The 21,932-nt window shown below is 43.4% G+C and carries 18 protein-coding genes; 11 read left to right on the top strand and 7 right to left on the bottom strand.

All coding sequences use genetic code 11. The features are described 5' to 3' along the window. Positions 1-41: 41 nt before the first annotated feature. Positions 42-683 carry an outer membrane beta-barrel protein gene (locus AB6E78_RS18040; protein WP_017068768.1) on the bottom strand — a complete coding sequence of 214 codons (642 nt, stop codon included), beginning with the start codon at positions 681-683 and terminating at the stop codon, positions 42-44. A gap of 150 nt (positions 684-833) precedes the next feature. On the opposite strand from AB6E78_RS18040, the gene AB6E78_RS18035 reads away from it, so the two are divergent. Then, complete coding sequence (locus tag AB6E78_RS18035; RefSeq protein WP_017066062.1) at positions 834-2,723, top strand: DUF294 nucleotidyltransferase-like domain-containing protein; 1,890 nt, start codon at positions 834-836, stop codon at positions 2,721-2,723. A 5-nt stretch (positions 2,724-2,728) separates the two neighbouring features. Continuing rightward, the gene (locus AB6E78_RS18030; RefSeq protein ID WP_017060409.1) at positions 2,729-3,445 is read left to right on the top strand and encodes a 3'-5' exonuclease; all 717 of its coding nucleotides are present in this window, start codon (positions 2,729-2,731) and stop codon (positions 3,443-3,445) included. 210 nt (positions 3,446-3,655) lie between these two features. On the opposite strand, the gene AB6E78_RS18025 is transcribed toward AB6E78_RS18030, so the two are convergent. From AB6E78_RS18025 to AB6E78_RS18010, 4 genes are all read right to left on the bottom strand, one after another. Then, complete coding sequence (locus AB6E78_RS18025; RefSeq protein ID WP_372134025.1) at positions 3,656-5,545, bottom strand: diguanylate cyclase; 1,890 nt, start codon at positions 5,543-5,545, stop codon at positions 3,656-3,658. 20 nt (positions 5,546-5,565) lie between these two features. Further along, complete coding sequence (locus tag AB6E78_RS18020) at positions 5,566-6,714, bottom strand: extracellular solute-binding protein (RefSeq protein ID WP_372134020.1); 1,149 nt, start codon at positions 6,712-6,714, stop codon at positions 5,566-5,568. A gap of 351 nt (positions 6,715-7,065) precedes the next feature. After that, positions 7,066-8,160, bottom strand: a complete 1,095-nt coding sequence (gene serC, locus AB6E78_RS18015; RefSeq protein ID WP_017065411.1) for a 3-phosphoserine/phosphohydroxythreonine transaminase — start codon at positions 8,158-8,160, stop codon at positions 7,066-7,068. Between the two features lie 163 nt (positions 8,161-8,323). Further along, on the bottom strand, positions 8,324-9,586 hold the full coding sequence (locus AB6E78_RS18010) for a DUF945 family protein (RefSeq protein ID WP_372134021.1): 1,263 nt from the start codon (positions 9,584-9,586) through the stop codon (positions 8,324-8,326). Positions 9,587-9,769: 183 nt separating this feature from the next. On the opposite strand from AB6E78_RS18010, the gene AB6E78_RS18005 reads away from it, so the two are divergent. The 3 genes from AB6E78_RS18005 (at position 9,770) to AB6E78_RS17995 (ending at position 13,032) form a co-directional block, all read left to right on the top strand. Continuing rightward, on the top strand, positions 9,770-11,713 hold the full coding sequence (locus AB6E78_RS18005; protein WP_372134022.1) for an ATP-binding protein: 1,944 nt from the start codon (positions 9,770-9,772) through the stop codon (positions 11,711-11,713). Then, positions 11,706-12,203, top strand: a complete 498-nt coding sequence (locus AB6E78_RS18000; protein WP_017071960.1) for a response regulator — start codon at positions 11,706-11,708, stop codon at positions 12,201-12,203. Before AB6E78_RS18005 ends, AB6E78_RS18000 begins: the two co-directional genes overlap by 8 nt. Positions 12,204-12,489: 286 nt before the next feature. Further along, positions 12,490-13,032, top strand: coding sequence for a hypothetical protein (locus AB6E78_RS17995; protein ID WP_017065409.1), 543 nt, complete (start codon positions 12,490-12,492; stop codon positions 13,030-13,032). 161 nt (positions 13,033-13,193) lie between these two features. Here the strand turns inward: AB6E78_RS17995 and AB6E78_RS17990 are convergent, their stop codons facing one another. Further along, on the bottom strand, positions 13,194-13,775 hold the full coding sequence (locus AB6E78_RS17990; protein WP_017060401.1) for a TfoX/Sxy family DNA transformation protein: 582 nt from the start codon (positions 13,773-13,775) through the stop codon (positions 13,194-13,196). 357 nt (positions 13,776-14,132) lie between these two features. Between AB6E78_RS17990 and AB6E78_RS17985 the strand changes: the two genes are divergently transcribed. From AB6E78_RS17985 to AB6E78_RS17965, 5 genes are all read left to right on the top strand, one after another. Beyond that, complete coding sequence (locus tag AB6E78_RS17985) at positions 14,133-15,053, top strand: HDOD domain-containing protein (protein WP_017066065.1); 921 nt, start codon at positions 14,133-14,135, stop codon at positions 15,051-15,053. A 54-nt stretch (positions 15,054-15,107) separates the two neighbouring features. Continuing rightward, a complete protein-coding gene (locus AB6E78_RS17980; RefSeq protein WP_017071961.1) occupies positions 15,108-16,013 on the top strand; it encodes a lysine exporter LysO family protein in 906 nt (301 codons plus the stop codon). A 174-nt stretch (positions 16,014-16,187) separates the two neighbouring features. Further along, positions 16,188-16,715, top strand: a complete 528-nt coding sequence (locus tag AB6E78_RS17975) for a hypothetical protein (protein ID WP_017066066.1) — start codon at positions 16,188-16,190, stop codon at positions 16,713-16,715. Between the two features lie 118 nt (positions 16,716-16,833). Then, positions 16,834-18,477, top strand: coding sequence for a pyridoxal-dependent aspartate 1-decarboxylase PanP (panP, locus tag AB6E78_RS17970; protein WP_372134023.1), 1,644 nt, complete (start codon positions 16,834-16,836; stop codon positions 18,475-18,477). Positions 18,478-18,836: 359 nt separating this feature from the next. Beyond that, a complete protein-coding gene (locus AB6E78_RS17965) occupies positions 18,837-19,691 on the top strand; it encodes a MurR/RpiR family transcriptional regulator (RefSeq protein ID WP_004734686.1) in 855 nt (284 codons plus the stop codon). Between the two features lie 124 nt (positions 19,692-19,815). Here the strand turns inward: AB6E78_RS17965 and AB6E78_RS17960 are convergent, their stop codons facing one another. After that, positions 19,816-21,108: an iron-containing alcohol dehydrogenase gene (locus AB6E78_RS17960; RefSeq protein WP_372134024.1), complete on the bottom strand. Its 1,293-nt coding sequence runs from the start codon at positions 21,106-21,108 to the stop codon at positions 19,816-19,818. Between the two features lie 406 nt (positions 21,109-21,514). Here AB6E78_RS17960 and AB6E78_RS17955 point away from each other — a divergent pair, with 406 nt between their 5' ends. Beyond that, complete coding sequence (locus AB6E78_RS17955; RefSeq protein ID WP_009847069.1) at positions 21,515-21,778, top strand: GrxA family glutaredoxin; 264 nt, start codon at positions 21,515-21,517, stop codon at positions 21,776-21,778. Positions 21,779-21,932: the final 154 nt, after the last annotated feature.

The following is a 21,932-nucleotide window of genomic DNA, read 5'->3' as shown; positions in this document are numbered from 1 at the left end:
TATATAAGAGCTATTAGTGCACTTAGCCTTTTCGTTACTGGCTAATACTCTAGGAAAAATTCCACTCCTAGCTCGTGAGTACGCTCGCTACGAATTTTACCTTCACCATCTCGATGTTGATATGACCCACCAATCGCAAACTTATTGGTCACTAGATAACGTAAACCTAAGTGATAGACCTCTTCATCAAACAGGTCACTTCGATTCACTTGCACACTCCCGTTAGCTATCCAACGTTTCGCAAAGCCATAGTTAAGCTCAGCTTTTACCCCTTGGATGAACTCAGTGTCTGAAGATTCAGTTCGGTTGGTGTCATTATCTTCAACCTTACCTTTTGTGATACCAAGCAGGTAGTAAGCCACTATATCTAAATCTTTCTTAATGCTGTAACGGTAACCAACACCTGGCATCAGTGTATCAATTCGAGTTGTGGTGTCATCAGGGTGAATGAAGCGTGCGCTATAGTCTCCCAGCAACAACCAATCATCCGTCATCGCGTAACTGACGCCTAATCCATACGACGAGGCATTGTTATTACTGCCTGCATCTTCATTTAAACTGCCCGAATGCGCGGTGGCATAAATATGGTCGTAATCCAAAATATCCACCGCGTTAGTGTCCGCCCACAAACTTGGAGAAAACATAAAAACCGCAGATACAAAACTAAGCTTCCACTTCGACATTCCTATCATCCTTAAACTGTCACTCCATTAATTGAAAGGTTAGTCTATCCATAAGACTTTAAAAAGGTTTTAGCTCACAGATTGATTTGTGACGGCAAAATATTATCAAATGTTGTACCATGAAATCATACAAACCAATGGATGATCATTATGGATGCTGAGTTATTAGAGATTCAAAACTTTCTGGCACAATACCCCCCTTTCACAGAACTCCCTGAGGAGATGTTGGCGAAAGTGACCAGTAGCGTGGAAATTTCTTATTACCGCCAAGATACCCCTATCATTCACTTTGGTGATCAAATTCATGACTTATACATCGTTCGAAGTGGCGAAGTCGAAGTCTACCGTCGTAAAGGCGAACTCTATAACCGCCTTGATGAAGGCCACTTGTTCGGGCAAATGGGTCTACTGACCAACAACAAGGTTCGTTTCCCAGTAAAAGCGACCGAAGATACTCTTCTCTACTGCATTCCTGAGCCAATTTTCCAAGAGCTCTACGACAACTACGACTCCTTTGCAGATTTCGTAGAAGTAGAAGACAACGCCCGTCTTCGCCAAGCAAACTCAAGTAATAACGATGCCAACGATCTCACGACATCCAAGGTAAAAACGCTACTGACTAGCGAAGCGCCAATGATCGAAAAAACGCGCACGATTCAGCAAGCCGCGACTATGATGGCCGAAGACAATGTCTCTTCCCTGCTGATCATTGATCCAGAAATCGTTGAAGATGATGAAGATGACTCAACACCCGTGATTGGCATCATCACCGACCGAGATTTATGTACTCGCGTTTTAGCTGAAGGGCTTGACCCATCGGATGAAGTCTCTAGCGTAATGACACCTGAGGTTATCTCTCTCGATCACAATGCTTACGTATACGAAGCTATGATGACCATGCTTCGCTATAACGTGCATCATTTACCAGTGCTTAAAGATAAGAAGCCGATTGGTATTATCGAAGCGACCGATATTGTTCGTTATGAGTCTCAAAACTCGCTGTTATTGGTAAGTAGTATCTTCCAGCAACAAAGTATCGAAGATCTGAAGGTGCTTTCCGAGCAAGTAAAAGACAGCTTTGTGCGCTTAGTTAACGAAGATGCCAACGCCCACATGGTGGGTACTGCAATGTCGGTAATTGGTCGTAGCTTTAAGCAGCGAATTATCGAACTGGGCGAAGAGAAATTGGGCAAGTCGCCTATTCCTTACTGTTTCCTCGCACTGGGCTCTATGGGGCGTGATGAGCAGCTGCTGGTTACCGACCAAGATAACGCAATCATTCTTGATGATACCTACGACGAGAAAAAGCACGGTAAATACTTTGAGGAGCTGTCGACCTTTATTTGTGATGGCTTAGATCAGTGTGGCTATGTGTATTGTACTGGCGATATCATGGCGACTAACCCAACGTGGCGTATGACTCGTCGACAATGGGAAGAGTGCTTTGCCGATTGGATTGATGATCCAAACCCGAAAGCACTGTTAAATGCTTCAATCTTCTTCGACTTAGATGGCGTTTATGGTCGTCTGAAATGGGCCGAGCAATTGAACAGCTTTATTGTTCGACGCGCACGTAAGAACAATCGCTTCTTGGCGTGCCTTGCACGTAACGCACTCAACCGTACACCTCCGCTCGGCTTCTTCAAAGATTTCGTGATGGAGAAAGATGGCCGTCACAACAACTCTATCAACCTTAAGCGTCGTGGTACTGCGCCACTCGCCGATTTGATTCGTGTTCACTCGCTCGCGGTAGCGTCTCGCTCTAAGAACTCGTTCGAACGCTTAGATGACATTATTGACGCCGGTATTCTGCCAAAAGGCCGAGCTCAAGATTTGAAAGATGCGATGGAGTTTATCTCTCTGGTTCGTATTCGCCACCAAGCACACGATGTCGACAACAACATCGAGCCTGATAACAACATCGAGCCAGAGAACCTGTCTGACTTCGAACGACGTAACCTAAAGGATGCATTCCAAATATTAAGTAATGCGCAAAACTTCCTTAAGTTCCGTTATCAAGCCAGCAACAAGTTTAAGTAGGGCCTATGAACAAACTATTCAGATCACCTGCGGTCGATTGGCCATTTAAGTTTGCTCAGAAGCTTGAACGAGCGAGAGACGAGCGCTTAAAGCACTTTTATAGCCAGCCTCTTCCTGCGCCTGATACGCCACTTTCAGAAGTGATGTTTTTGGCTGTCGACTTTGAGACAACGGGGTTAAACCCAAACAAAGACGGCATCATTACCATTGGTTTAGTGCCATTTACGCTCAATCGCATCTACTTGCGACAAGCCAAACACTGGACTCTAAGACCAAAACAGAAACTTGAAGAAGAGTCTGTCGTGATTCATGGCATCACTCACAATGACATCATTGATGCGCCAGACCTTAGCGAAGTGTTGGGCGAGATCTTAGAATCAATGGCGGGACATATCCCTGTGGTTCACTATCGTCGTATCGAACGTGACTTTTTGGACAATGCATTGAAAGTGCGACTCGGTGAAGGCATTGAGTTCCCAGTCCTCGACACGCTGGAGATTGAATCTCAGATCCAAAATAAACTGGCTGGCGGCTTGTGGAACAAGCTGAAAGGTAAGAAGCCAGCTTCAGTGAGACTGGGTCAGAGTCGTCGTCGATACCATCTGCCCGACTACACGCCGCATCATGCATTAACTGACGCTATTGCGACCGCTGAGCTACTCCAAGCGCAAATTGCTCATCACTTTGACTCTGAGATGCCTCTGAAGAGTTTCTGGCTCTAGCTGAGTTACGTAAGCTAAATACAAACACAAAGCCCATCAACTTCCATTGGTGGGCTTTTTCATTTTTATCGTCTGTGTTTAAGCAACGGTTGGCCCAACTAAGCGCATTTCCCATAAGCGTTTAAACATATTATAACGTCACACCGCAGCAGTTCCGCTCTAATGGACGTCGAAAATCGTGATCGCTATTTGTCAGCGTGATTGGCATTATTACTTCCCAACCACAGACAACGTTTGGTAATAAAGACGCTTTTGCTGATACATATTCTCATCAGCGACTGAGAACAATTGCTCAACGTCTGTTGAATCACTAGAGGCTGCACCAATCGAGAATCTGACAGGAATAGAGATACCCGCTTTAGTCTCGATTGCCTGTTGCTCCTGAGCAATGTACAACTGCTCAGTCATCTTTGCGACATTGAGCGAACTCGACTCACCAGACGTTAAGGTAAGCACCGCAAATTCATCTCCACCCAAACGGTATAGATTACTGGCAGGTGTCAATTCGTGGCTGATTACGTGTACGCAGCGCTGTATCAGCTCATCCCCGATCTCATGTCCATGAACATCATTGGTCGTTTTCAAGCCATTGATATCAATAATGATCAAAGAAATCTGATTTTGATTGTCGTTAATGCTGCGTTTACTGAATTCGAGATCTTCATTAAAAGCTTTACGATTCAAACAGCCAGTCGGCATGTTAATCCGTGTAATATTTTCGAGCTCTAGCCAACCAGCTAACTGTTTTTGGTACATGTCAAAAATCAGAAGATCTTCTTCACTGAGGACATCAAATGAACTTGAACAAAAATACCCGATCGCCGTCCCCTGTGAGTCACAGAGTATCAGGTCAGCCTCGCCAGTCCGGTTAAAATGAAACTGAATCGAATGTTGAACAAGTAATGTCTTTAACTCTTGATCGACCATTTGAGGAATCAACCGATATTCAGCCGCGTGTCTTGATGATGCAAACTGAACGATCTTCAAAATACGATGCTTCTGGGATTCTTCACGCGCGAGCGAATACGTTAACTTGCTGGTTTTCTCTTCAACTAAGTCCTCTAGCAGAACATTAAACCTTTCGAGTTTATCGTTGCTTTCGGTCAGTTCACGGACTTGGCATTGTATACGACCCCACATGGTTTCCAATAAACGACTCAGCGTGACGAACTCTGTAAAACGATGTTCATCCACACTATGAGTCGGTGACTGGTTATGCGAATACGACGTAACAGATTCAGCCAACAAGTTTAACTGCCCTGAGAACCAGCGGCTTAGGAACAGAGCAAACACAATCGAGATGGCAAGCGTCGCCACCAATATTCTGACAAAGACCACCTGAGCTTGTTGCATCTCTAATAAACGCTCACTGTCGGAAATATGATGTTTGACGTTCAGTACCAATTTGTCGGTAAAGAATGTGCTGTCGATAGAGATAATGTTCGCACTTTGTTCAGAAGATTGAGCATCCGTTGAATCAATATAGTTAAACTCAACCGACTCATTTTGATAAAGGAAAGGCGTCACTTTAGTCTTAAGTCTGTCATACCCCATAAGAACCACAAGATAACCCTGCGGCGTGTATGTAGAACCTTCTATCAAACGATAAGGTAAAATCGGCGCGACAAAAGCGATACCTGCAGCGGCATTATCCGCCACTTCAGTTTCGGTAAACTCGGTGTGGAACAATTTCCCTTGCCCATAAACCGATTGAGGACGCTTCAAGCTTTCTAATAACTGGCTCTGCTCAAAATGGTACAAGCTGCCTTTGCTGTCATAAATGGGCTTCCAGTTTTGGTCCAGAATATAAGTCGCGGACACACTCTCCGCTAGCGCATTGAAGCTATCCATCTTGTCCCAAACAACACTCGAGAAAAAGATATTACCACCCGCTTTAATCAATGATCGGTCATGCGAATACCATTGAGTTAGGCTCGCCGTCAGCTTAATTTGCTCTTGTACGGTTTGACGAATACCGGTCGTAGAGTTGTCCAGCTTGGTTTCTTTTTGCTCTAAAGAACTTTGGTTTTGTTTATTGAGAATCAACTGTCCCGCTAGGTAAACAGGAAGCATTGAGCAAGCCAGCAACACCAAGCCCATGGTGTATTTTAATGATAGCTTCAATCTCTTACCCTCATATTCGCCGAGTAATATTGAACAAAATCATTGTAAAATTTATGCAGTTCACTCTTTGGCATCCCTGACTTGTAACGCTGATACGCCCGAGCCGATGCCTCCCAAACGATCGCCATCTTGTAGTCACTCGACATCATTTGCGATGCTTGAAACTCATCGTACATATTTGAAAGTGTCTGGTTACCTTCCTCAACACGGCGTTGATTAACCTCATAAAACGGCGAAACCATGGCACTCGAGTGAGCTAAAGAGGTGAAACTGTTTGATTGCAGGTATTGAACGACTTCTTTCAAAGCCAATTTCTTATCTGGGTTTTGCATGCCTTTTTCCGTGACAGCAAAAACCTTTGCGCCACTAAATGAAGACATACTTTCACCACGATAGGTCGGCAACGAATTGATGTACAAATCTCGACCAAAGGCGGCATCGAGTTCGCTGAACGCCCAATCACCGTCAATCAAAAACTCGACTTCCCCATTGATGAACCTCTGCCTCGCGCAAATATCGCTGCACGATGATTCGATGACTTTTTTCTGCTGCAACATGTCGATGAAATCAAAGATAGCAACTAACCCTTCACCATTAACATTCTTCGACGATAATAAGTCTTCAGAAAAAAGCTGATAGAAAGCTAGATAGAAGTACATGTTTGGATTGGGAAAAAGCACGCTCACTTGATCGGACTGAGCAGAGCGTTCAATTAGGCTCTCCCATGTCACGACTTGCGCTTGAGGCTTGCTCGAATACAGAACGACTTGGTTTCCAATACCAACCGGTAACGCCTTAAGCTCACCGTTGATGACCACTGCATCGAGCGCTTTTTTCTCATAGCGTTGGGTATCGACCCAAGCATCAGGAAGCGTCGCTAAATCGATATATTCAGTTAGACCTAAGAAGTCAGAAGGAACCCAGATGGCGTCGGGAAAGGTATTGTCTCTAGGATCAGCAACAAGCAGTTCAGAACGAATACTGTTGACGTCAAACGAACGAATTTCTACACGATGATCAGTCGTCGCTTCGATATGTTCTTTTACATAATCGGCCGTTTCATAATTAATACCAGCCCATATTTCAAGTGTGGACGAACAAGCAACGGCCGGAAATAGCATCGCAAATAGACTCAATAACCTCACACTTGGTTCCTTGTGGTAAAAATTAGACGTTGGATTTTAATCGCCCATCAATAAACCGGGCGATGCGGCTTATCGCTCACTGCTCATGATTAGAGACCTAGCTTTGGGCGACACGTTATATAGTAAAAAGTGCCTAAATAACAGTTGATACTCTCGCTTTAAGAGAAAGGTCTGCTCATTCTGATACATCCGTCATATCTCCGGATGACTGTTCTTACAATAAATCAACATACCATACCCTTTATTATTAACGACAAAAAAAATGCCGCAAAAGCGGCATCTATCTCGTTCGGTGCATTCGACACAATAAAAATCAAATAAGCAATTTATCAGTCAAAGCCCTATCATCGATTAAGCGTATTTCTCTTCGAAATCTTTCATGAAGCTAACCAGCGCTTGAACGCCTTCCAGAGACATTGCGTTGTAAAGTGAAGCTCTCATTCCACCTACTGCTCTATGGCCTTTCAGTGATTTCAGACCTGCAGCATCAGCCAATTCTAGGAACTTGCCATCTAACTCAGGTTTCGCCAGTTGGAACGGCACGTTCATTCTAGAACGGTTTGCAGTGTGAACATCGTTTTTGTAGAAAGCTGAGCTATCGATTGCATCGTAAAGCAGCGCTGCTTTCTCTTTGTTCACCAACTCCATCGCTTCAACGCCACCTTGAGCTTTCAGCCACTTGAACACAAGGCCTGATAGGTACCAAGCGTACGTTGGTGGTGTGTTGAACATTGAGTCTTTTTCAGCAAGTACTTTGTAGTTCAGAATACTCGGCAACACGTCGTTTGCGAGTTCGAGTAGATCATCACGTACGATTGCAATGCAGATACCCGCAGGGCCGATATTCTTTTGCGCGCCCGCGTAGATAACACCGTACTGAGACACATCAATCTTACGAGACAGAATGTTAGATGACATATCCGCTACGATTGGCTTATCCGTTTGAGGAAGCTCGCTGATTTCAATACCATCGATGGTTTCATTCGGACAGAAATGTACATACGCAGCTTCCGGGTCAATTTTCCAATCTTTAGCTGGAACAACCGCTGCTTTACCATCAATTGACGTCTTCGCGTTGAATACATCGATTTCGCAATATTTGCTCGCTTCAGTCACTGCACTTTCTGCCCAGTAACCCGCATCAATGTAAGTCGCTTTCGTCGCATCACCTAAAAGGTTTAGAGGAACAGCAGCGAATTGAGCACGAGCGCCCCCCTGACAGAAAAGAACTTTGTAGTTGTCTGGGATGTTCAGAAGATCACGTAGGTCCTGTTCGGACTCGTCAGCAACTTGAATAAATTCCTTGCTGCGATGGCTGATTTCCATCACGGAAGTCCCTAAACCATTCCAATCAATAAAGTCCGCTTGCGCTTGTTTCATTACCGGTTTAGGCAGTGCAGCTGGGCCAGCACTGAAGTTGAATACGTTATCTAATGTAAGTTCCATGGGGATGATTGCTCCTGCTAAATAATAACTATGCAAGTAATACCATGTTTTACCCAACATAAAAACAACAAAAGAGGTCTTAAGACCTCTTTTGTTTTGTACCGTATAAAATGTTTAAGCTTAACCTGCTAAATCACCCTATCAGTATTCACGCCTGCTCTGTTTATTGAACAAAAACCGGCATAAGTAGAGCGATTAATGGAATTTCTTGTCCATTTTCGAACACTAGGTTTCCATTTTCTAAGTCAGCGCTGATTTCATAACCACTGTCTGTTTCCTTGATCATTTCCATCACAAGCAATTCATCGATACCTTCACGGATGAATGGATACTCTTCAACAAGTTCATTTGAGAAGCTAGAGTGAACGTTGCCCGTTAATGCAGGCATGATCATCGAAGGGTTGCTGCTGATGTTTTCGGTCCCTTCCGGCACGCTCACCAACCACTTAGATTCGAACTGTCCCTTACCTAACTCTAACGACATGTTGTTCATTGAAAGGTCGAAACCTTTAGCAAACAGGATATCGATAAATGGAATGATCTCTGCAACATCATCTTGAGTCAGAACCGGATTTGATTGGTAGATTTCAAAGATCTTCTCAAACGATTCACTGTCCAGTTTCGCCATTTCGAAATCGACGTTTAAGTTATTCACTTGACCTTCGTTGGTCTCGATATTGGCGATATCCAACTTGAGATTACTGCGCAGACGTTTAGTTGCTTCATCTAGATGTGATTCAAAATCGTACTTAGAATTTTCAATGGTCATGAAAGGCTGCATTGCAGAATCTGAAACCAAGAAGCTATCGATAGTAAAATTCTGAGTACCTAACCAGTAGCCTTTCGCTTGTTGGCCTGAACCCACACCTTTCAGATTAGACAGCGTTACCTCTTCACCGGTTTCAAAATCAATTTGAACTGAAGGGATTGAAAGCTCGTAATCAACTTGGCCTAAAACAGTCGCATGGCCAGAAAGATTCGATTTAGTGATCGAGACCGAAGTCCCATTCTCATCAGAACCTTGATGATTGAACTGGCTTAACTCAAAGTTAAAGTCAGTGTTGCCGTTTAGCTCAGTACTAGTGGTCAGAGTTAAAGGCAGAATATCGGTATTCTCAAACGTCGACAGTGCATTTAGACTCACCAAACCATGGCTAACCGCACTATTTATGACAAACTCACTCGGCAACCCATCAATCGCAAGTTGCTCTTTCAGGTTTTCATCCGTCACAGTTAAACGAGTGGTTACGTTGGAAGACAAGTAACCTCTATCGTATTCCACGATCTCAGCTTGAATGCTTGAATTGTTAAGCTTTGCAACGCCATCGGTAATCGCATTTTGCCCAATTTGCCCAACCGCTAGCGGCCAACAAAGTGCCAGTGAGATTGCTCCGCCAATAGCACCAATTTTTCTTAACTGTTCCATGAGTTCTCTTTCTACACGTGTCTATTTTTTTTAGTCTAACCCATCAGTAGCAAACAAGAAACATTGAGTTAAATCAGTCTATTGCTCGATACTTCAATTGCCTCAATAAATTAACGGCTAGCTCTCATCCTTATTCGGCGGTTCTTGCTAGGCTAAAGACGTCGCTACTATTAAGGTTGAGCTGTGAATCAATACGCTGTTATCTGTTTGGACAATAATCCGGTTAGCATTGAAAGAATACGTTCGGAGCTGGCTCCGTTGGCTTCTGTATTCGATATTTATACTGCCGAGAACATAGAAGACGCACATCACGCATTAGAAGATATTCATGATCACAACCAAACCGTTGCCTTGGTGATCACTCATCATCATTCTGAATTTAATGGCGTGCAATTCCTGATTGAACTTCAACAGCTGCCCCATAGTAATACCGCAAGAACGATATTAGTCAGCGCTTCGTCAGACATTCAATCCATTTTAACCGCTGTGAATGAAGGTAGGCTCAACCACTGTTTAACCAAACCGGTTCAAGATCAGGTTCTGTTCAAATCAGCGCAAAAAGAGCTGACCTCTTTTGTTATCCAATACGACTCAGAAAACCTGCTCTCTTACAGCGATGCATTGGATCAACAACGCTTACTCAGAGCGCACATTGAGCAAAAGATTCACTCTTTCCAATCGGGTTTCATTCACGACTACCACCAGCTTTCTGATAATGCCCTTGCAGAACGTGTCGTCAGTGCCTTACAAGATGTGTTTTCAAAAGATGACAAAACTAAGGCCATTCGTGACTATTCCCCCGAGCATCTACTCACTGTGGAAGGCGAAGACAATCGCTTTTTATGGCTGATCATTGAGGGTGAAGCAGCTCTTTATAAGAAAGATGAACTTGGGCAACAGCGGGAAGTGGTACGTCACTCCAAAGGGAACATTGTTGGCGGGATGTCATTTGTAACAGGCGAGCCTTCGTTTTCTACGGCGATCACCCTAACGCAGACTCGCGTTATCAAACTGGATAAAGATAGCTTTGCTCAGGTGATGCATTCAAACAATACCCTGCTGCCTTTATTTACCAATCTATTGCTCCGTCATTTTAATCGACGTTTGCAACGCAGCATCACCAATAAGATCAAACTGCAGCAGACACTAGAATCATTAGAGTCTGCACATCAACAACTGATCGAGAAAGAGAAAATGGCGATGCTCGGGCAGCTAGTCGCGGGAGTCGCACATGAGCTGAATAACCCGATTGCTGCCATATTAAGAAGCATCGAAACTCTGTCAGACCATCTCGACCAAATATTGGCAAACCTATCCGTTCCAGAGTCCAATAAAGGGACTGACGTACTGGCACATTCAAAGTTAGCTAAGCCACTATCAACAGCCCAAGAAAGACAGCTCGTAAAGCATCTTACGTCGACGATTAATGACCGTGCTTTAGCAAAAAAAGCCGTGAGACTAAACCTAAGCCAAGACTCTACGGTTCTAAACACATTAAAGGCGTCCCCTGTCGCAGGCAAAGAGCTGCTCAATGACTTAGAGCATTACCATTATGTTGGAAACTCTATCCGCTCAATTCAAGTGTGCAGCAAGCGTATTGCCGATATGGTCAAAAGCTTAAAAAGCTATGCTAGAGAAGATGAAGAAGTTCGCCACTACACAGATATCCGCGAAGGGCTTGAAGATACCTTAGTGATCTTCGAAAACAGGCTTAAACACCACCAACTCGAAAAGCATTACGATACCGACTTACCGCCTTTATTGTGCCAGTCGCTCTCGCTGCAACAAGTGTGGACCAACCTTATCTCCAATGCGCTCGATGCCCTATCTGAACGAGGAAAAGTGACCATCACCACTTCTCAACAGACAAAAGGCGACGACGCGTTTCTTGTGGTGCAAATCTCCGATACTGGCCACGGCATTGCCAAAGAAGACATCAACACCATTTTCAACCCAAATTTCACGACTAAAAAAGAAGGCAACTTTGGTTTAGGGATTGGGTTATCCATTTCTCAACAAATCGTTTCGGCTCATCAAGGGTTTATTTTGGTGGAGTCAGAGGTAGGCAGCCATACAAACATGCAAGTGTGGCTTCCATTCAAACAAGAAGGAGCACCTCATGAATAAGTACCTAATTTTATGTGTCGATGATGAACCTGAAGTTCTCAATAGTGTCCTTCAGGACTTGGCGATATTTGAAGAGAACTTTCTGGTTGAAGGTGCAGAGTCGGTCGATGAAGCCAAGCAAGTAATCAAAGAAATGGGACAAGATGGTATTAAGCTCGCGTTAATCTTGTGCGACCACATCATGCCAGAAAAGACCGGCATCGATTTTCTGATCGAACTCAACCAACACGACGCGACGAAACCAACACGTAAGCTGCTGCTCACAGGGCAAGCTGGGCTGGAAGATACCGTCACGGCCATTAACAACGCTGCACTTGATTTCTATATTTCAAAACCTTGGCAAGGCGATCAACTGAGAGACACGATTACTCAACAATTGACTGACTATGTCATTGCCAACGACAAGCAATTGCTAAACTGGACTTCCATCTTAGATACCGAGCGCATACTGACTTCAATGGCGGATAAACGCACCAGTTTTGGTGAATAGCACTGATTGGTTAATGGATACTGAGAATAGCGTCATCCGATATAAAAACCTTCCGAATGTATACAAATTTTGGATAATTCGCTCGTCTATTTTTCTCATTCGCCCTAAACATGAGATCTCCGTTACATACTGATCCTTAATTTGCTTGTTTTTTAACTAAATGAGTAAGGTTTTACATTTTAAAGGATTACTTTTCCGTGAGTTAGATTAAACTGTCTCAATGTTTATGGTTTGCCGATTTGTCTCAAACCAAAGGAATTAACACTAATATAGGTTTACGGTCGTTATGCGCAAAATTCTACTTACTACCGCTATGCTATTGGCTTCTGGTCAAGCACTAGCTGTTGATGAACAACCACAGGTAATGAGCAACTTTAACTATGATTACTTTGAAGCACGTATCGGTGCTAGCCCAGTAACATTTGGTGGTGCGTTCAGTAAGTCCATTCACCCGAACGCTCACGCTATAGCACGTATCGATTCAGAATTTGAAAGCGATTACGACTCAGCTGTAGGTCTTGGTTTCCACGCTCCATTAAACAACTGGGCAGACCTAACAGGTGAAATGCTAGCTCGTATCGTTCAACCTGAGAACTCAAGCTCTACTGATATCGGTATGGAAATCAACATTGGTGTTCGCCAATGGCTTGGTCCACAACTAGAAGTTGGTGGTAAAGGTGGTTACGTTTCTATCGATGACAACGATGATTGGACAGGTTCTGTTTACGCGCGTTTCCACTCTACAGAGCTTTTCTCTTTAGGTGCTGAAGCTCGTATTAACGACTTCTACGGTGACCAACTTATGTTCACTGCTCGCTTCAAGTACTAATACTTAAAGCTCAAGCCCTAGCAAATAAGCTATCTATGAGCACTTAGCCTTTTGATACTTAGTCTTTTAAGAAATCCGGCTAAGACAGAAACAAAAAAACCGAGGACATTCCTCGGTTTTTATTTATTAACAGTAATCTTAAGCATATAAGGTAAACTTCTTTAGTGGCAGCTCTTTAGTAATTGCTGCTTGCGTGGCTCTTGTAATAGTTTCCAGTGAATACCATCAATTGCACCCGCAAATTTCCAAAGTAGTTTTAGGTCAACATCGTTTCCGTACGCTTCGCGAACCTTATTAAACACTTCAGGTGCGCCCAACTGCATAAACATTGAAACATCATCCACACCCGCCTTTTTAACCATGCGCTCTAACGTAAGCTGCATGTTTGGTAGATCTCTTAATCTACGGCTAGCTGATGACTTCTTGAAGCTACGCTGCTGAATTGAATTATCGATTGAAGTACGAATAATACTATCCAATTCAGGATGTTCACAGGTAAACAGATCCGTAATGTCGTAATAGTTTACGGTTGCTGTTGTCTGCTTCTTTACATGACGATACTTTTCACAATCAAGATCGGTCAGTTTTTTATCTAATGATTTTCCACCTCTAATGAATAAACAACCTTCACTCAATAAAGCGAACATAGCGTCATTTTGAAAGAGGCCAATACCTCCGAACATAGAACGTTTTTGATGCTCACCAAATTGATTCACGTAATTAATAAATGCTGTCTCGGTCATATCCGTTGATCCTTAATCAAATTACCCCGATTAGGTTGATCACCAGACAAGCAGCTTGTTATGCGAAAATTTTAAATCTATTTTGTTATTCTATAGGTGAATATTATGGTTTCGTTTTTCACCTTTAAATAAATCATACTTCGAAAAGAAAAATAAGTCTGGACTTAGTTCACATCAATCAATTGAGTATTCCGGTTTTTCATGATTGACTTCACAGTAAACTATCAAACCATGCTTGAATTTGGACACCTAGTGATACACCGGTTCAAATTATTAAAGGTTATGTAGACGGGTGAGTATTGCCTCGCAGCATCGTGGCTTGTAAAATGGCAGGACAGACCTGTTTTTACTTTTTATATGAATCATTTATCGTTTTTCTGGCTACCTCAAAATAAGACTCTTCTCTTAAAGGGTCTAGAATCAGAGTTTGCCCAACTTGTTGGACATTCTATCTCAGCGGGAAAAATAACACTTCCTCCTATCCCTAACGTTGTACTGAAGATTCAATCGCTTTGTACCCTTGAATCAACTGGGATTGCTGACGTTGCCGAGTGCTTACTCGAAGACCCAGGCCTCGCTGCTATTGTCATTCGTGTGGCTAACTCTGTCGTCTTTAACCGACGTAATATTACTTGTGTTGATATTATGACGGCGGTGTCGCGCCTTGGCATATTAAGAGTACGTGACATCGTGACGGCTCAGGCTATTGAGCAACTCAAACACTCAGTCAACCTCAGTAAAGAATGTAATAAGGTATTGGTTCAGAGCGCTTCTGTATCAAAAGAGCTGGGCGCTACTATGGTGCTTGTTACCAACAGCTTCAAAGAGCTCTCCCCTACTGAATACCGTTACCTTGAGCATGAAAAATCGCTGCTTGTTGGATTACTGGCTGATATTGGTTTGTTCTGTTTGGTTAGCGAATACCACCTCTACCTCGAAAATGGCAATTACCTAGATCACGACATCGCTCTACAAATCTTCCAAGGCCAATGTTCTGCTACCAGTAAATTGGTGCTTAACCGTTGGGGCTTCGACAGCGACTTTATTGATGTGTGCAGCAATACCATCAATAACCACGAACAGCGTGAAGTCTCTTACTTAGATATCGCTCGAATCGCTAACCACCTGCTGATGTTCAGAAACAAGGATGAGAACATCGATGATCACGAAGTTGAACTTAACGTGACAGGTGCAGAGGTGCTTTATAAATTAAGCAACTTGAGCAAGCATGATTTTAATGCAAAGCTAAGCGACGTGATCAATACTAGCGGCTTCTAAGTCACTGTTAAATTACAAGTAAGTGTAATATGAAGTAAATGCAATGGGGAAAGCATGTTTACAGGGATGATCTTTATATTTGCGCCACTCGTCGTGGGGTATCTTTTTGCAATTTCGAACGCTCAGACATTAGAATTTATCAACCGCTCAACATCGCGGTTGATCTACGTGATTCTGGCGTTAATGGGACTAAGCTTAGCCGCCCTCGATAACCTAGGCAGTAACCTGCAGACAATCCTTCTATATACCGTCACTTTCTTTGTCTGCTTAAGCGTATGTAACCTAATGGCACTGCCCGCTATTGATAAGTTATTGCCACTCAAAACCGACAGTAGCAAGAAGAAGCTTCCCCTCTCTTCTATGGCGATGGAATCTGCAAAACTCATCTTAGTGGTAGGTTCAGGGCTAATCGCTGGCTTAGTGCTGCCTATTGGCCTTGATTGGGTTGATACCGCAAGCGAATGGATTCTGTTTGTTCTTCTATTCTTTATCGGCATTCAGCTGCGTAATAGCGGACTCACACTTCGTCAGATCTTACTCAACAAGCACGGTATGGTTATCGCAATCACCATTATCATCACCTCAATGTTAGGTGGTGTAATCGCGGCTTACATCCTAGATATCCCTCTGTTCAAAGCCTTGGCAATGTCTTCTGGATTTGGTTGGTACTCTCTGGCTGGTATCTTAATGGGTGACGCCTTTGGTCCTGTCTATGGTGGCGCTTCTTTCATGCTTGAGCTGTTAAGAGAGTTAGTTGCCTTGGTACTGATTCCAGTGCTAATTCGCAGCTACCCATGCACTTCCATTGGTTATGCTGGTGCGACTGCGATGGACTTCACCTTACCGGTCATTCAAACAACAGGCGGCGTTAGATGTGTGCCTATCGCTATCGTCAGTGGCTTTATCCTCAGCTTGCTTGTTCCGATATTGATGTTGTTCTTTGTATCTCTTGCTAACTAGATCGCAGGAATAGCGTTTGTTTTAGATTAGAATGCAACACGAATACCAATGCCCAAGACACCGATACAGTTACCGAAATAAAAAGACACTAAGTGTCATTGCTCAACAAATAACGATCACGGTAACCTGTAACGACAAAGTTATAAAAAGAATAAACTTACAAAAGGAACCACTATGAAACGCCTTTGCGTCGCATTACTGCTAGCTTCAACTTCTACTTTCTCTTTTGCAGCAGATTCAATGTCTGAGACAAACCAGTGCCAAGCAAAAAAATATGATGCGTACATCGACGCTTCTTTGAATTGGTATGCCGACCTTGCTGCATTAACCTCTGAGCAATATCCAGAGCTAACAGAAGTGAGTGAGTGGTTCCTAGAAGGTCGTAAGCACCACTTTGAGCTTAACCGTGCTGCGGTTCACTACTACTTAGTAAACGACTCAAGCAAAGTGGCAACAGAGCAACCTGTAGAAGGTTGGTTGCAACTTGAGCAACACGACATTAAAACGCTATCAACACGTGATGATGAGCTTGGTAAAATCGCGAAAACAACATTCGATGACCGCCAATCAACGCCTCACGCTCAAAACTACGAACTACGTTCTGCCTTTGCAGAGCTGCTTAGTCACCCTAAGCAAATCGACTCAGCGCTGCAGCGTTACAACCAGTCGATCAGTAAACTTGAAGCGATTAAGTGTAAATAACCCCGCATTTAATATGTTTTTTTGAGAAGTTGGATTTCATAATTAAGACGGGACATTGTTCCCGTTTTCGTTTAGATTGTCCCGCTCGCGTCAATATTAGAAAAATAACTCGCTTGCTATGGTTACGGAACAAAAAACAGCAGATGTTAGCTTCGACAGTCTTCTACGTATCTTCACGGTACCTGAAGGCCCAGATTCAACACTCACTCAAATTGAAGACAAACTTTCACGAAACCTGAATCAATTCTTACGTGAACATATTGTGGCTGAAGAAAAGCCGCTACGTGAAATTGAGAAAGATTTTTCAAATGCTCATATCCCAGAGCAGCCTGAGTTTGTTTCTGAACATACTGAGCATCTCCTCGATTCTCTTGTGTCTCATTCGGTTCACACGTCTTCGCCAAGTTTTATTGGCCATATGACCTCTGCGTTGCCGTACTTCCTGATGCCGCTTTCAAAAATCATGATTGCGTTGAATCAGAATCTAGTAAAAATCGAGACCTCAAAAGCTTTCACTCCCCTAGAACGTCAAGTTCTGGGCATGTTACATCGCCTGATTTATCAAGATAGTGACCAGTTTTATTCTCGTTGGATGCACAGCGCAAACCACTCTTTAGGTGCGTTTTGTTCTGGCGGTACCATCGCGAACATTACAGCGCTCTGGGTTGCACGTAACAACGCACTAAAAGCGCAAGGTTCGTTCAAAGGTGTAGAAAAAGAAGGCCTGTTTAAAGCCATGAAGCACTACGACTACGAAGGCCTTGCCATCTTAGTCTCTGAACGTGGCCACTACTCTCTGAAAAAAGCCGCGGATGTCCTTGGTATTGGTCAAGAAGGTCTAGTGTCTGTTAAAACAGATAACGACAACCGTATTTGTACTGATGATTTAAGACTCAAGATCGAGCAGCTCAAGCAGAACAAGATCAAACCTTTCGCCGTCATTGGTGTGGCTGGTACAACCGAAACCGGTAATATCGACCCGCTAAGAGACATTGCTGAGGTGTGTGCCGAATCCGATTGTCATTTCCACGTTGATGCAGCTTGGGGCGGTGCGACTCTGATGTCTAACAATCATCGTCACCTACTTGATGGTATTGAACTGGCGGATTCAGTCACGATTGATGCGCATAAACAGCTTTATATCCCTATGGGTGCGGGTATGGTTCTGTTTAAGAAGCCAGATGCGATGACTGCGATTGAACATCATGCTCAATACATTCTTCGTAAGGGCTCAAAAGATTTAGGCAGCCATACGTTAGAAGGTTCTCGTTCAGGCATGGCAATGCTGGTTTACGCCGCAATGCACATCATTAGCCGCCCAGGTTATGAACTGCTGATAGACCAAAGCATTAACAAAGCACGCTACTTTGCCGACCTAATTAAAGTTCAGAGCGACTTCGAGCTGGTTTCAGAACCTGAGCTTTGCCTACTGACTTATCGCTATGTCCCTGAGTCAGTCAAAGCGGCACTGCTTAAAGCTGAGCCTGAACATCGTGTCGAACTGAATGAGTTGCTCAATGAGCTGACTAAGTTTATTCAGAAGAAGCAGCGTGAAACAGGTAAGTCTTTCGTGTCACGTACACGCTTAAACCCTGAAGCATGGGTACATCAGCCAATCATCGTTTTCCGCGTGGTATTAGCAAACCCACTAACAGGCAATGACATTCTTTCGTCAGTGCTTGAAGAACAGCGTGAGATCTCTAAACTAGCACCAAACTTGATGGGCAAAATCAACAAACTGGTTACGCAAATCAACGCATAGTCATTCAATTTTAGTTGCATCAAATTGAAAATTTCTTTCTTTTTGATGTAACTAAGCTGTCAGTTCATACCCATTTTGCATTCTTTTTGCTCAAACTCTCTTCCAATTCTGTAGTTTTCTAAAATTTTGTTGAGGTTTGTCATATTCTTAAGCATTCATGCCCTGTTTTTGTATTAGTAAATAGTATGTTGGGTTTATACTGACTCTATGGTGCTAGTTAGCTTGATATCTATTTGACGCAGCAGTATTTACGATACCAAATATACATTTGGCTTTGTGTTTACTGATATTTGCTTCAGCCATACCCCCTGGTAAAAGATATTAACTAGCAAGTTGTTCTCTATACCCTTGTGAACACTATGAATACATTAGAAAAAATACAAAAAAACCTGGAAAATTTCAGCAAGTCTGAGCGCAAGGTAGCCGAAGTAATTATGGCTTCCCCTCAAACTGCAATTCATTCTAGCATTGCTACCTTAGCTAAAATGGCTGACGTGAGTGAGCCTACAGTTAACCGCTTCTGTCGTCGATTAGACACAAAGGGCTTCCCTGACTTCAAACTTCACCTAGCTCAAAGCTTGGCAAACGGTACACCTTACGTGAACCGTAATGTTGAAGAAGATGATGGTCCAGATGCTTATACGCATAAGATTTTCGAATCAACTATGGCTTGTCTAGACGTTGCTAAAAACAGTCTAGACGCGATGCAAGTAAACCGTGCTGTTGACTTGCTGACTCAAGCAAAACGCATTTCGTTCTTCGGACTGGGTGCCTCTTCTGCTGTCGCCAAAGATGCTCAAAACAAGTTTATTCGTTTTAATATCCCAATCACATGTTTCGAAGACATCGTGATGCAACGAATGAGCTGCATTAACTGCAGTGATAACGACGTTATTGTTCTTATCTCTCATACTGGCCGCACTAAAAGCCAAGTTGAGATTGCAAACTTAGCGCGTGAAAACGGTGCGACAGTTATTGCTATCACAGCAAAAGATTCTCCACTGGATAAAGCGAGCTCGTTGTCTATTTCTCTGGATGTTCCAGAAGACACTGACGTTTACATGCCAATGGCAAGTCGCGTTGTTCAGATGACGGTTATCGATGTGCTAGCGACAGGCTTTACGCTACGTCGTGGTTCTGGTTTCAGAGAGAACCTAAAGCGCGTCAAAGAGTCACTTCGTGATTCACGTTACGAGAAGTACTCTCAGTTCTAATCTGCTTAGTCATGAACTGAAAACAGATGACCAGAGAACAAGTTGAATTAAAAAAACGGAGCCTAGAGCTCCGTTTTTATTTGTCTGTATAAAATGACTTATACAACGAACAAGTTTAAGACCGTTAGATAGTCCAACTATTGCCCTTCTCAACCACGCTGTTTTCGGACGCATAAGAATTGATAATGGTAAAGCTCGACTCGACAGCTGGCTCTTGCCCAATTTGATTCATTGAAGCTCCCTCATGATGCCCTTCTCTACAACTGCACTTCTCGCATACTTGCTTCAAAATATGCACGAGCCTCTCTTGGTTAAGCGGCAAAGGGTTTCCTTTAATCGCCACTGATTTGAGCGCGTCGGCAGACACCTCATCAAACTGGGCTTTACAGACACCAAATTCCAGCAAGTTGGGTAACTTAAGCGTATCAAGCACTTCCGATAACCAAGAAATTGCCTCCTCTTCTATTGCTTCTACGTTACCTGTTACTATCTGAGCGATTCGCTGATAACGCGCTAGGATGTCGCTTCTTTGCTGCTCTTTTGCAACGGCTATGTTCTCCAACATCACAAACGGCGCTAAACGCGCGGTAATCACACTATGAGGCGCAGAAATCTTACCTCCTAGTGCGGAGGCTAAACCATGGGCTGCGCCAAGCTTGGCATTAGTTATCGCCATACCACCGAGCATAGAAGCGAAAGCAAGATCAGAACGCGCTTGAGGCTCATCATAAACACACGCTTTAACCACAGAACCACTCAACTTACGCAGCCCTTCTTCACAAATCATATCGGTTAACGGATTCGGTTCACCACACACGTAGGCTTCCATTAGATGAGTAAAGGCATCCATCGCACCTCGCCCAGATAGATATAGATTGGTTCCATGAGTTAGGGTTGGGTCGACAATCGCAACGTCGGCCAGCATGTCTGGGCTTCTCAGGCTGATTTTTACTTGGTCTTGGCCTGATTTCAGCACCGCGTTTTTAGTGACCTCGGCGCCGGTACTCGCTGTGGTTGGAATTGCGATAAACGGAAGTGGTTTGGTTTTAAGAGGAACATTACGCCCGACCACTTCAACATAGTCATATAAATTGCCTTGATTAGGTAAAACCGCAGCCAACGCTTTGCCCATATCGATGGCGCTACCGCCCCCCATGGCGACAACCATATCTGGCTTAAATCGACGAGCAGAAATAGCCGCCTCTTCAACCATTTTGATATTAGGTTCACCGGAAACGGCAATGTGCTGATAACGCATACTCTGCGCATCAAGATAGTCAGTAACAATTGAAGTGCGCTCTAATGTATTGCCTGTAACCAATAGCACGCTGTAGCCATATTGATTAAAGAGAGACAATGAAGCGGAAAGTGCTCCATCACCAAAGATGATCTTTGTAGATGTCATAAATTGAAACATGGTGCCTCCTGCGCCTATGACCGAACAAAACTGCGAACTCTTGGTTATTGGAATTTAGCCTTTATATAGTGCATCAGTATTAAGATGCCTCGTTCTGTATGCGCTTTTTTTGACGAGGTGCAACTTGTCGCATTAAAGATGGATTAATGTCGTATTCTTAGGGGTAATTCACACTCTTAAATTAAGGGTAATCAATCTGAATACCCATCAGAAATCAGCATGGATCCTTTTTGTGACCATTATTTGCTCTGATAGACAAAACCTATTGTATTAAGAGGTAATTCCATCTTTATTTCCCCATGGCATTGAGGCATAGTTGGTTTTATGAAATTTTGAGTGGCATTCACTAAAGAATAGTTAACATAATCGAGTTAACGAGCCTCATCCCGTATTTAGGAGAAATTAAATGTTTGTAGTTATTTTTGGTCGCCCTGCTTGCCCATTCTGTGTTCGTGCAAAAGAGCATGCTGAAACTCTTAAAGCTAAACGCGATGACTTCAACTACCGTTACGTTGACATCCACGCTGAAGGTATCAGCAAAGCTGATCTAGAGAAGACTGTTGGTAAACCTGTCGATACAGTTCCACAAATCTTCATCGACCAAGACCACATCGGCGGCTGCACAGAATTTGAAGCATACGCAAAAGAAAACCTAGGTCTTTTCGACTAAGCTAGGATTTCTCAAACGAGAATCAGGGCTAAAGCCTTAAACAGCTGACCCATTTAGGCGTTAGACTGTACGATTTATAGAAAGCCCGCTCACTGTAGCGGGCTTTTTTATGGTTCATCGCGGATTAGCGGGAACTAAAAACAAAAACGGTAGT

The organism is Vibrio sp. 10N.247.310.98, from assembly GCF_041467395.1.
Lineage (GTDB): Bacteria > Pseudomonadota > Gammaproteobacteria > Enterobacterales > Vibrionaceae > Vibrio > Vibrio crassostreae_C.
The sequence above is the reverse complement of the archived record's forward strand: the minus strand, read 5'-3'. Positions and strand labels throughout refer to the sequence as shown.